Source organism: Limnobacter thiooxidans (assembly GCF_036323495.1).
Lineage (GTDB): Bacteria > Pseudomonadota > Gammaproteobacteria > Burkholderiales > Burkholderiaceae_B > Limnobacter > Limnobacter thiooxidans.
Genome location: NZ_AP028947.1, coordinates 2,105,727 through 2,117,599, shown reverse-complemented (window position 1 = coordinate 2,117,599; position 11,873 = coordinate 2,105,727). Strand labels below are relative to the sequence as shown.

Here is an 11,873-nt window from a genome sequence, read left to right as displayed (position 1 = left end):
CCACAAAATTGGATTCAAGCTTTAGTCAGTAAATTCGATACTAGCAATGCCCCGCAGGCTTGCTTCAAGTTTCGCCTCGCTATGTAAGTAAATAGACATTGCAAGTACTGTTCGGGATTCATAACTTTTGCTAGTATCCCTAGGCTGAGGTAGGGTGCGGATTAAATCCCCTAGGCGGAGTAGCCCAATTCAGCGGTTTGAGCCCTAAAACTTGGCCTTTTTGATGGAAGCAAGTGCCCAGCTCGACTGTAAATTGATATCAACTGTACGTAACACTTACATAGACGACTACATCGCGGGGACAGCCAGGTTGAAAGAAGAGCTTGCTTCTTTAATTGGACGGATTGCAAATCGCGATCGACAGGCGTTCGAAGAGCTTTATCAACTTACGTCGCGAAAAATGTTTGCAGTTGCGTTGAGAATCGTTCGCGAACCGGGCTTAGCACAAGACGTATTGCAGGATTCCTACATCCGCTTGTGGCGTTATGCACACACCTTCAACGGCAAATTGTCTGCGCCTGAAACTTGGTTGCACCAGGTGGTAAGGAATCGTGCGCTTGATTTGATTGCCCAACAAAGCCATACCCTGAATTCAATATCAATCGACCAGTTTGCAGACCAGGATGAAGATTCCTCAGACTTGGTGTTTGAAGCCCATTCGGTCAGTTCTGATGACAAAGAGACCACCAAAGTGATGCAGGCCTGCGTGCAGCGCCTGGACGGAAAGTACCGGCAGGTGCTGACACTGGCCTACACCCATGGAATGAGCCATGCGGAAATTTCTGAGCATTTGAATGTGCCATTGGGCACGGTGAAAACCTGGGTGCGGCGCGGTTTGATGGAACTCAAGACTGTGTACGACGAAGTTCAATCTGAAGGATTGGTCACGCTGGTTGCAAAAGCCAACGCGCGTAGAAAAGACGCTGAACAATCTGGATATCTGGCATAAGAGGGCCCTCCATGACTGATGACGAAAAAAACTGGCTGGCTGCAGATTACGTATTAGGTGTCATGCGTGGAGTCGAGCGCACTGCCTTTGAGAACCACGTGAAAGCGGATGCCACGTTAGCCAAATGTGTACAGGCTTGGCAGGAGCGTTTGAACTTGATTGATTCAAAACCTCAGGTGCTTTATCCCAGCATGTCGGAAGCAGAGGTGGATGCTGCGCTGAGCAGTGTGTTTGAGCGTGTGTGCAAGGCTTTGGATTCGCAGTCCGAAGTCGGTCCGAAACTTGAAAATCCCCTGTCGCGGTTGACCCGTGAGCAACTAGCGGCCATGAGGCCAGCGGTTGTTCGTCTGACTGCCTCTTATTTGGTGTTGCTTGAAAGGCTCAAAGCGCAGCAGTTGCGCATGGCTGGATCGGCGGGCGCTGTCTAATCCAAGGAACTCTGAATGTCGGTTAAATATTTGTTTAAAGAAAGGCTGGAGGCACTCTGGAATTTCGGCTTGAAGTCTGAAAAGTCAGGTGATTCATCGACTGAGTCTGAAAACTTGGACGTCAATAATTCGAAGACAGTGGAAAGCGTCATTCGGGGTGCTTTGCCCTTGCTCAAGCGTGCGGCCCTTTTGTCCATCTTCGTGAACCTGGTGGCCTTGTTTCCAGCCATCTTTTCCCTGCAGGTTTATGATCGGGTGATTTATCGCTCTGGTTTGAATACCTTGACAGCCTTGCTGATTGGCATGGGCATTATTTTGGCAGCAGACCTGATACTTCGCTCATTCCGGGCCCGGGTATTGCGCGTGGCCGCTGTAAAGATTGACGGCCAGATCGCCAGCCGACTGATGAACAAAATCCTGTCTATCCCCCTTCGACAGCTTGAAGCGCGCTCCACTGCATCGTGGTATTCGCTGTTTAAAGACGTCGATACTGTTCGCGTGGTCTGGAGTGGTGCTGTTGCAATGACCATTCTGGATTTGCCTTTTGCAATTCTCGCAATTGGCTTGATCGCGACCATCGCGTTGCCAGTATTGCCGGTCGTGCTGATCGGGTTGGCCTGTCTGGCGGCGCTGTCCTGGTACAGCGCCGGCGAATTCCGCAAGCGCCGTGTTGAAGAGTTTTCTCGAGCCCGTCGTCGAGACGAAGTACTGGCCGAAGTTTGCCGAGGCCGTGAAGCCATAAAAAGCTTGGTGCAAGATGAGTCGGCGAAGCGGGCTTGGGTGTCGAGTTACAACTCGTGGGTCCAGGAGTCTTTCCAGAAAAACGGGGAGATGGAGGACCAGCGGGAACTGTCTGTTTCCATCATGTTGTGCGTGAACGTGGCCATCACGGCTGTGGGTGCGTTTGCAGTGATCAATCAATGGATGACTGTGGGTGGTTTGATTGCTTCAAACATGTTGGCTGCCAAGGCGATTGGGCCATTGGCTGCGCTGACAGGCCACTGGCGTTCAATTGCGCATTCCCGCGAAGCGGCTGATCGCCTGAATAAAGTGTTTGGCTCGGACGAAGAGAAACAGCACACGGGGCTGAGCTTGCCCATGCCTTCGGGTGCGCTGCGGTTGGAAAACGTGAGTTACCAGCACGTGGGTGCCCAAAAAGAAGTGGTAAAAAGCGTGTCCGCTCAAATTGGTCCACGCGGTATTTATGGCCTGGCCGGAGACAATGGTGCAGGCAAGTCCACTTTGCTGAAGTTGCTGCGGGGCCTCTACGAGCCACAATCGGGTAGGGTGTTGCTGGACGAATACGACCTGTCGCAGTTTTCACGCCAGGAGTTGGCAAAATGGATCGGATTTTTGCCGCAAACGTCGCAACTGTTCGAAGGCACCATTGTAGAAAACCTGCGTCGTTCAAACCCCGATGCCAGCGATGAGCAAATTTTGCTGGCTGCCAAGCGGTCGGGAGCACATGAATTCATTGCAAAAATGCCCGATGGCTACATGACCCAGGTTGGTGAAGGTGGCAATCGTTTGTCAGGTGGCCAACGTCGCCGGGTTGCGATTACCCAGGCTTTTTTATCCGATGCCCCTGTATTGTTGCTGGACGAACCCACCAACGACCTGGATTTTGCCGCTGAAACCCACTTGATGGCTGTATTCAAAAGCTTGGCTACGGTGAAAACCATCATCATGGTGACGCACTCGGTTCGCTTGATGTCGATTTGCGACAAGATTATTTATCTGGACAAAGCGTCCAAGCTGCATTTGGGTGCTACACCAGAAATGCTCAAGTTACTGTATGGCATTTCTGTGCCCAAGGCTGTTCCTGCCGCACCCAAAGCGGCTGCGCAGGTGGGAAATGAGGCCATCAAGGGAACGCTTGGCAATGATGTTGCTGAAGTTGAAACCAATTCGGACGCTGGCGGAAAGGCTGCGCAGGCCTGATGAGTGAAGGTAGAGAAATCATGAAGTCCAACAATGCATTGGCCGAGGTCGGGAAAAACGATCTCAAACCTTACGAGGTTCCTACACTCTACAAGCCCAGTGGCGGGGGTTTTGACACCAAAAGCCGTGTTGCTTTGGGTTTTATTGCGGTGTCCCTGTTTGCATCCCTGTTCATTCGAGTGGATCAGGTTGTGACAGCCCCTGGCAAAGTAATTCCATCAACTCGCGTAAAGTCCATTCAGCATCTGGAAGGCGGGATTGTGCAGGAGCTGGGTGTGAAGGAGGGTGATGTAGTCAAGGAAGGTGCCATGTTGGTGCAGCTTGATCTGGCCACTTCCGGTATCAACATTGAAGAGTTGCAAAGCCGCCGTGCCGCACTTGAAATGAGCAGGGCGCGCCTGCTTGCTGAAGCGTCAGGAAAAACGCCTGAGTACCCTTCTGAAATTGTTGCCAACTACCCCGATTTGTACCGCACGGAGCAATCCACTTATTTTGCGCGTGTTACTGAACTGCAGGGTATCTTGGGCGTAAATGACAGCCAGATGCAAGGCAACCAGGGCAAGGTAGGGGAACTGCAAGCCAAGCTGGATGGCTTGGAAAATCGCGCTGTGACCACGCTGCGTGAACTGGAAATTACCCGTGAACTGGTACGTGAGCGACTGGTTTCCCAGCTCGAGTATTTGACCAAGAAGCGTGATTACGACAGCTTGACTGCCGAGATTGCTTCCATGCGGCAAACAATCTCTTCCGCACAGGCCTCTGTGGGTGAACGCCGCGCCCGTCGGGTTGAGGAAGAAGGCAAGTTTCGTCGACGCGCTGCGGATGAGCTGACAACGCTTGAACGCCAACTTGCCAGTTTGAAGGACGAAATCAACCGGGCCAGTGATCAGCGTGACCGTGCGGTGATCCGCTCTCCAATTGACGGCGTTATCAAGAATTTGAAATTGCAGGCTGTAGGCAACGTTGTTCGCCAAGGCGAACCTATCATGGAAGTGGTCCCTGTGGACGAAATTCTGGTGGTTGAAACGCGCCTTTCTCCGGCTGACCGTGGCTATGTGACACTGGACCAACCCTCTGAGGTCAAGGTGTCGGCCTATGACTTCCTCAGATACGGTACCCTGCCAGGCAAAGTGACCCAGATTGCTGCGGACACGGACCCTGGAACCGAAGAGACCGGGCCGCATTATCGCTTGATTGTTAGCACGGACAAGGCGTTTTTTGGTACACCCGAGGCGCCTTTGCGCATATCTCCGGGCATGACTGCTGATGTTGACATCAACGTTGGTTCACAGCCCTTTATTTATTATTTGTTGAAACCTGTATTGAAGCTGAAGCAAGAAGCCTTCAGAGAACCTTAAAGCAACCATGACAACACTACTGGACAAGCCTGGACGGGCCCGATGGACCCGAAATGCGCTGTGCGCGCTGATCGCGAGCATAATGACTTTGCCGGCAGGTGCTCAGCAGCCAATGCCCACTAACCCGGCAATTGGTAACGACAACAACGAGTTTCGTGCCCGTCGTATTGAGCCCTCAGAGGCAGCCCGAATGTCCAAAGAAGAGTTGAGTAAGGTTCGCTTTCTCAACATGTTGCGCACCAATCCGGAAATTGTGACTTCGCGCATCAACGTAAATGCCTCGCAGTTTATTGAAGATGGTGCCAGGGCGGCCTATTTCCCCAAGATTGCAGTAGGCGCAAACGCAAGTTCGAGTTCAACCGTGACGAATCGGCAGTCTACCGACATTACCGTGACGCAACCTTTGTACACAGCTGGCCGTATTTCAGCGCGCATCAAGGCGGCAGAAAGTGATGGCACAATTGCAGACGGCCAGTTTGTACAGACCATTCAGAATGTGGTACTGGAAAGTTTTCTGGCCAGCAGCACCTTGTCCAGGAACGCATTGCTGGTTGAAGCCTCAAGGGCTGCCGAAGCTGCCGTGGCCCAGTTGCTTGCACTTGAAGAACGTCGTGTGGAGTTGGGCGGAAGCGGCGTGACCGATGCACAGTTTGCCAAGGCACGTTTGGCTGTGACACGTGATCGTCTAGTGAACTTTGAAGGCCAGTTCGAAGAAGCACGTGCCACCTACTTTCGTTACTTTGGTGTGTACCCGGAGGGTTATAACGTACCTGAGCTGGAAATCGACAGGTCCATGTTGCCGCCGCGTGTTGATGATGCAGTGACCAAGGCCCTGTTTTCCAACCCTGAAATTCGGGTTGCTGAAAGCCAGATCGTGAAATCCCGACACAACTACACCGCTGAAGAAGCAAGTCTTTACCCTTCCTTGAACCTGGTGGGCATTCAGCAGTTTTTCGGTGAGCCCGATCCCTTTACCGGTGACAAAACCGACAGCTCTGTCAACTTGCGCTTGCAGTACAACGCTTTTTCTGGTGGAGAGCAGGTCGCTCGTGTCAATCAGGCCGCTGCGACAATAGACACGCGCCGTGCGCAACTGGCAGCAGCACGCCTTCGTACCGAAGAAAGCGTGCGGTTTCAATGGGGAAAGTGGACCGCAGGGCAGTCAAGGTCTGTGACCCTGCGTGGTGCCTATGCAGATTCGCTGCAGGTTTTCAAGAACAGAAAACGCCTGCGGGATTTCGGTCGTGAGACCGTGATCGTAATGCTTGATGCACAGGTTGAATATTTCAACGTGTTGATTGCCTACATCAACGCGGTATTCGATGCTCGCGATGCAAGTTTCAGGTTGATGCATGCCATGGGATTGATGATGCCTACCCCGGGTGCAGAAGGGGACTGGTTTCAGTTGTTTTTCTCCAAACTGCCAGAGCGAGACCGACTTGAAAGCAGTTTGAAAGACACCGCTGACATAGCCAGCAGCCCAGCCGACCAGAAAATTGCCGAGAAGTTGGGCCTCGATGTGAGCCAGACAGAGATCAACAAGGCAGCGGGCTTTGTACTGACACCTGCTCAGCGATTGCAAATTGAAAAAGACTCCGAGCGGAGCCGGGTTCAGGCCAGTGATGTTGAAAAGCAGTTAAAGCCCGCCTTGAAGCCGGCACCTGTTCTGGATCCACGTTTCTATCGGTAAAGTATTGATTTTTGTCAGTAAGTTGCTCACACTGGTGGAACAGATGCGATTTATACCCTCAATTCACCAGTTTGCAGGAAACGATTCCTGCCAAACTGGCTTGAACGGGGTATTCCCAAGGGGATTGCAAACATGGGCAACGACAGTCAAAACACCGGTTTCAGTGCTGAAGATTGGGCGATAGAGCAGGCAGAGCAGAGTTTTTCCAATCCTGCTGCGGACAACATGCAGTTCCTGCAGTCCACTTTGAATGCGGGCGAATTTGAGTCGCTTGGGGCAAGTTCCAGCTACTTCAATGCGTCGACCAAATCTTCGCCGTCCACATCAAACAGTTTCGGAAGTTCCTTTCCAGGTTTGTCTCCAGCTTATTCAAGTGCCGGTCTGTTAGGCGCTGTCGCCGCGACCGACATGGCAGGCCTGACCAGTGCGATGGGGATGGCAGCACAAATTGCAACGGCTGCCCCTGTCACTTTTGGAAAAAGCGCAGTTGGCGATTCCGCAGTGCTGGCCGCTGCGGGCGATAAGGCCCTTTCGCTGGTTCCCCTTAATCTTCAAGACAACATGCCGTTGACGAAAGGTGCTGTTGACCCCAACATCAATTCCATGTCATCGAGTTTTATGGAAGCCAACCCTGTGTTGTCGGGTTTCAATGGCGTTCCTGATGTTTTCGAATCAAACGATGCTTTGATGAGTTTGATGGCTGGCCTTGGGCAGAATCCCAGCCCTGATGACTTGCAGACGGCCATTGACGCCATTTCGGATCAGATCAATTTACTCAACACCACATTTGACCCGATTTTTGAAGGGTTGGCGGGCGAGATTGAAAGTCAGATTGCCGTGCAAGACGGTTTGTCCAGCACCGACCTTGGTGTGTCAATTTTTGATGATGCTGGATCAGTGTCGTCCACATTGACCGATTTGATTGGTTCGATTGACGTGGCAAACAATCCCCAACTGGGCAGTTTGCTGAATCTGGATTCGACTTTCGACAACATTTCTAATTTGGTAGGCTCGCTCCCTGATCTGGACTTGAGTCCGGTGATCAACCCAATCACTGACATTGTGGGTGGAATCACCGATCCAATCACTGACATTGTGGGTGGAATCACCGATCCAGTCACCGACATCGTGGGTGGGATCACCGATCCTGTCACCGACATCGTGGGTGGTATTACCGATCCTGTCACCGACATCGTGGGTGGAATCACCGATCCTGTCACCGACATCGTGGGTGGAATCACCGATCCAATCACTGACATTGTGGGTGGAATTACGGATCCTGTCACCGACATCGTGGGTGGTATTACCGATCCTGTCACCGACATTGTGGGTGGGATTACTGATCCAGTCACTGACATTGTGGGTGGTATTACCGATCCTGTCACCGACATCGTGGGTGGTATTACCGATCCTGTCATCGACATCGTGGGTGGGATCACCGATCCAGTTACTGATCCGATAATCGATATAGTAGATGGCCTTTTACCAGACCTCGGCTTGCTTTCCGTGCTCAGCAATAGCCCTGAAGGTGCCGATGGAGGCGACCTGTTAGGCTTGTCCAACAACGGCATTTCATCCAACGCGGGTGCCGAAGGCGGTGCACTCGATGGGATTCTAGGTTCGCTGGATTTGAACAAGTAGGGGCTCTTGATTTGAGTCAGTACTGAATTTGAATCCAATTTGAATTGTGTTTCGTATAAAATAGGAACCAAGCCCATCAAGAATCGAATTCATGTCCGACTTTGCCATCCATTTGTCAGTAAGCACGCAGCCAGAACAAGCGGCTGTTGGGGTGTTCGAGCTTGATCATGCGGCAACAATCGAATTTTTCGATCGGTCAGAGCCTTCATTCGGTGGCAATAGAATTCAATTGACTTACCTGGACGGTATCAACAATCAAGACTCCGGATCCGCACGCCTTGGAGACCTGCTTTGTGTTTCCAATCTGTGTGTCAGCGACCCGGGTGTATTTGAAAGCATAACCAGCATTGCCAGTGTAGACCCAGGTTTGCTGGCCTATTCCCAACCAACTCCCGTAATGGACAACATGAATATCGAATCAAGTCTTCATGCCTTGAAGTCCGAACTGCTTGGCACTATGCCCAAGCTGCAGTTGGCGATGAATGGCGAGTTGGCCTACGACGAACTGTCCCAGTTGATTCAAGACATCCAAGCCCAGGTTCTTGATTTGAATTCGATCAACCAGGATTTGTTTGGTGATTTGTCTACCGATGTCAACTCGGCTGTTGCATCGCTTGAGACTCTAGAGTCTTACTCTCTTCTAGACTCAATGCAGATTGATATTGGTGAATTCTCTGATTATGAGTTCTCAGGCTTGGGTAACTCACTGGCGCTGGAAGCAACGCTAGATGGATTGTTCACTTCCCCTGAGGCGTTCCCACTGACGCTCGATTTTTCCAATCCCAACGGTATTCAGGAAGTGTCTGAACTTTTTGCCTCGGCCAGTGGCGCTGGTACTTCGATCAGTTCCACCGCATTGGCCACGGATGTGGGCACCAGCTTCCCAGGTTCGACACCAGGTTCCACCGACTATTCCTGATTTTCCAGCTTACAGCCTGTCGAAGGTAATGACGTGATCAAGCTCTAACTTGATCCCGATGGGTTCGCCAATCGCGTGGTTGTGATGACTTGGTACCAGAGCCAATACGTGCGCGCCGCTTTCAAGCATCAATGTGTATAGAAAATCTGCGCCACGAAAGGCCTTGCGCACCACGATGGCTTGCATCGGGCTTGCATCGTCGTGGATTATGTCGTCAGGGCGAATCAGTACATCGAATTCGTCGTTCAGGGGCAATTGGTCTTCAGTTAACCGCAAATGGGCCAATTCGATTTGCAAACCCTGTTCGGTCTTTTTACCTGGCAAGAAAACGCCTTGACCAATAAAGTCGGCCACCATGCGTGAATTGGGCTGGTGGTAAAGGCTGTAGGATGAACCCCATTGCTGCAGTTCGCCTGCATGCATTACGCCAATTCGATCGGCCATGCTAAAAGCCTCATGTTGGTCGTGAGTGACCAAAATAGCGCTCATGTTTTCGGCTTTCAGTATCTCCCGAACTTCAAAAGTCAACCGTTCTTTCAGCTCTACATCCAGGTTGGAGAAAGGTTCATCCAGCAATATCAATGTGGGTTTTGGTGCCAATGCGCGTGCAAGCGCAACGCGTTGTTGTTGACCGCCGGAAAGCTCATGTGGATATCGATCAGCCAAAGTTTCCAACCCGATCAAGGCCAGCAATTCACCGCTTCGGTGCCGCTTTTCTGGCTCACTTCGTTTGTGAAGACCGAATTCGATGTTTTTCCTTACCGACAAATGAGGAAACAGGGCATAGTCTTGAAACACCACGCCCACATTGCGTTTTTCCGGGCTCCGAACCCGCCCCGGTTCGCTGGCGCTTTCACCATTCAAGGCGATGGTGCCTTGGTTGGGCATCAAGAATCCTGCAATTGCGCGCAGCAAAGTTGTTTTTCCGCACCCCGATGGCCCAAGAAGGCAGGCTATTTCGCCCTGTGCCAGCTCAAAACTGACATCGCGCACAGCCGAAACGCTGCTGCCCGAGTAAAGAATACTGAGGTTCCTGATGCTCAATGCGGGGGTTTGCTTCATTTTTTCAAGTGCGCCCATGTCTGTTTACTACGCAGTTCACCTTTGATTTCGGTGAACTGCTTGAACTTAAAGTAAAATCGTTCTCACTTCCATTTTGCCATGTCCAGGCGGTTTGTTTGTTTACATTGGGGTTGAGAAGTCGCATTTCTGTGGCACTACTGGCATTGTTGCTGTTGCTGCCGTTCGTCTATCTGATCGGTTTGGCCGGCGCCAGCCTGGTTGCGGCACCGCAGGTGTTGGCTCACCTTGCCCAAACCATTCTTCCTGACCTTGTTTTACAAACTGTTTATTTGTGTGTTGGCGTGGTTGTACTGACCAGCACCATGGGTGTGCTGCCCGCATGGTGGGTTTCTGCGCATGAATTCCCTGGCCGCAAATGGCTGGAGTGGTTGCTGCTGCTGCCAATGGCCATGCCATCCTACGTGATTGCTTACGCCTACACGGATGCGCTTCAATACTCGGGTTGGTTGGCCAGCAACTTGCGCGGTCTTTTTGGCAGCGACTTCAAGATTCCTGAAATTCGATCCACAACAGGCGCTATCCTGGTGCTTAGTTTTGTGTTGTACCCGTATGTTTACATCATGGCGCGCACCGCATTTTTGGGCCGTAGCCCTTCCATGCTGGACGCAGCGCGCTCGCTGGGACACAGTGCAACCAGCGCTTTTTTGAAAGTGGGTCTGCCTGTGGCACGTCCCGCCTGGGTTGTCGGTTTGACACTTGTGTTGATGGAAACCTTGGCTGAGTATGGTGCCTTGTCATATTTTGGCGTGCGCACTTTCACTACGGCCATTTTTAACACCTGGTTGAATCTTGGTGACCGGGATAGTGCGGCTTTACTGTCCGTGATGCTTCTTGCCGTGATGCTGGTGTTGATTGCATCCGAATCGAAGGCAAGGGGCAGGGCGCAGTTCTACACGCAATCCGGTAAAGGTAGCACCATTGAACGTAAGCGTTTGAAACCTGCACAAGGTTGGTGGGTAGCCGTGTTGTCGGCAATGCCTGTCATTTTGGGGTTTTTATTGCCTGTTTTCATCTTGCTGGCTTTGGTCACGCATGTCGATACCACAATCGACTGGGCTCGAAGTTTCCAGTGGGCCTATCATTCAGCCTTGCTGGGAGGCGTTGCGGCTTTGGTCGCGGTTTTTCTTGCGGTTTTTTTAGCGTATGTGAAAAGGCAAGCGCAGGTTTGGTGGGTGACTGCAATTTATCGTTTGATTTCATTGGGCTATGGTGTTCCTGGTGCAATTTTGGCGATTGCAATATTGTTGCCCCTGGCCACAATTGACCGCTTTACCTATGACATGGGTTGGCAAATCCCAGCCTTGACTGGAAGTGTGTTGGCCTTGGTGTATGCCTACAATGTGCGCTTTACCTCGGCGGCATTGCAATCCGTGGATTCAGGTTTGCAGCAGATTACCCGTCACATTGACGAGTCAGCCCGCATTCTGGGACGTACGCCTCGACAAGTTCTCTGGCATGTCCATTTGCCGGTGCTGAAAGGGTCTGTGGCCACCGGCATGTTGTTGGTCATTGTGGACGTCATCAAGGAATTGCCGGCTACATTGGTATTGCGGCCATTCGATTTTGACACCTTGGCTGTGGTTTCCTATCAATTTGCATCCGATGAAAGACTTACCGAGGCTGCTGTCCCTGCTTTGATGATCGTGATGATTGCATTGGTGCCCATATTGCTGCTGATTCGACAAGGTGCGAAGCAGGCGAGAAGCAACGGCTGAAAGCTCTGGAGCGTCGCTTCGCACTTCAACGCTGTGCCATGTCACTTGTCCCGACAGCTCCGCTTCGCACTTCAAAGCCGTGCCACGTAACTTTGGCCTGCGCCTCTAAGCATTGCCGTGTCACTTTGGCTCTCACATCGAAGCCTTAC

At 51.7% G+C, this 11,873-nt stretch carries 9 protein-coding genes; 8 read left to right on the top strand and 1 reads right to left on the bottom strand.

Annotated elements, in window-relative coordinates; all coding sequences use genetic code 11:
* Positions 1 to 223: 223 nt before the first annotated feature.
* The 7 genes from RGQ30_RS09645 to RGQ30_RS09615 all read left to right on the top strand — a co-directional run bounded on the left by RGQ30_RS09645 (position 224) and on the right by RGQ30_RS09615 (position 8,926).
* Positions 224 to 949 carry an RNA polymerase sigma factor gene (locus RGQ30_RS09645; RefSeq protein ID WP_130556118.1) on the top strand — a complete coding sequence of 242 codons (726 nt, stop codon included), beginning with the start codon at positions 224 to 226 and terminating at the stop codon, positions 947 to 949.
* Between the two features lie 11 nt (positions 950 to 960).
* Entirely contained in the window at positions 961 to 1,377 is a 417-nt protein-coding gene (locus RGQ30_RS09640; protein ID WP_130556119.1) for a hypothetical protein, read from the top strand.
* Positions 1,378 to 1,392: 15 nt separating this feature from the next.
* On the top strand, positions 1,393 to 3,318 hold the full coding sequence (locus tag RGQ30_RS09635) for a peptidase domain-containing ABC transporter (RefSeq protein WP_130556120.1): 1,926 nt from the start codon (positions 1,393 to 1,395) through the stop codon (positions 3,316 to 3,318).
* 20 nt (positions 3,319 to 3,338) lie between these two features.
* Positions 3,339 to 4,676, top strand: a complete 1,338-nt coding sequence (locus RGQ30_RS09630) for an HlyD family type I secretion periplasmic adaptor subunit (protein ID WP_298215767.1) — start codon at positions 3,339 to 3,341, stop codon at positions 4,674 to 4,676.
* Between the two features lie 7 nt (positions 4,677 to 4,683).
* On the top strand, positions 4,684 to 6,366 hold the full coding sequence (locus tag RGQ30_RS09625; protein ID WP_130556122.1) for a TolC family protein: 1,683 nt from the start codon (positions 4,684 to 4,686) through the stop codon (positions 6,364 to 6,366).
* A gap of 132 nt (positions 6,367 to 6,498) precedes the next feature.
* A complete protein-coding gene (locus tag RGQ30_RS09620; RefSeq protein ID WP_130556123.1) occupies positions 6,499 to 8,007 on the top strand; it encodes a phage tail protein in 1,509 nt (502 codons plus the stop codon).
* 91 nt (positions 8,008 to 8,098) lie between these two features.
* Positions 8,099 to 8,926 (top strand): hypothetical protein, encoded by an 828-nt coding sequence (locus RGQ30_RS09615; RefSeq protein ID WP_130556124.1) that lies wholly within the window; start codon positions 8,099 to 8,101, stop codon positions 8,924 to 8,926.
* Positions 8,927 to 8,935: 9 nt separating this feature from the next.
* On the opposite strand, the gene RGQ30_RS09610 is transcribed toward RGQ30_RS09615, so the two are convergent.
* Complete coding sequence (locus RGQ30_RS09610) at positions 8,936 to 9,988, bottom strand: ABC transporter ATP-binding protein (protein WP_298215760.1); 1,053 nt, start codon at positions 9,986 to 9,988, stop codon at positions 8,936 to 8,938.
* A 149-nt stretch (positions 9,989 to 10,137) separates the two neighbouring features.
* Between RGQ30_RS09610 and RGQ30_RS09605 the strand changes: the two genes are divergently transcribed.
* Positions 10,138 to 11,724 carry an ABC transporter permease gene (locus RGQ30_RS09605; protein WP_298215758.1) on the top strand — a complete coding sequence of 529 codons (1,587 nt, stop codon included), beginning with the start codon at positions 10,138 to 10,140 and terminating at the stop codon, positions 11,722 to 11,724.
* Positions 11,725 to 11,873 lie beyond the last annotated feature (149 nt).

Excerpts from the sequence above, each read along its gene's own strand:
- RGQ30_RS09610 (WP_298215760.1), bottom strand. The coding sequence starts at position 9,988 with ATGAAGCAAACCCCCGCATTGAGCATCAGGAACCTCAGTATTCTTTAC.
- RGQ30_RS09630 (WP_298215767.1), top strand. The coding sequence starts at position 3,339 with ATGAAGTCCAACAATGCATTGGCCGAGGTCGGGAAAAACGATCTCAAA.
- RGQ30_RS09615 (WP_130556124.1), top strand. The coding sequence starts at position 8,099 with ATGTCCGACTTTGCCATCCATTTGTCAGTAAGCACGCAGCCAGAACAA.
- RGQ30_RS09645 (WP_130556118.1), top strand. The coding sequence starts at position 224 with ATGGAAGCAAGTGCCCAGCTCGACTGTAAATTGATATCAACTGTACGT.
- RGQ30_RS09640 (WP_130556119.1), top strand. The coding sequence starts at position 961 with ATGACTGATGACGAAAAAAACTGGCTGGCTGCAGATTACGTATTAGGT.
- RGQ30_RS09625 (WP_130556122.1), top strand. The coding sequence starts at position 4,684 with ATGACAACACTACTGGACAAGCCTGGACGGGCCCGATGGACCCGAAAT.
- RGQ30_RS09635 (WP_130556120.1), top strand. The coding sequence starts at position 1,393 with ATGTCGGTTAAATATTTGTTTAAAGAAAGGCTGGAGGCACTCTGGAAT.
- RGQ30_RS09620 (WP_130556123.1), top strand. The coding sequence starts at position 6,499 with ATGGGCAACGACAGTCAAAACACCGGTTTCAGTGCTGAAGATTGGGCG.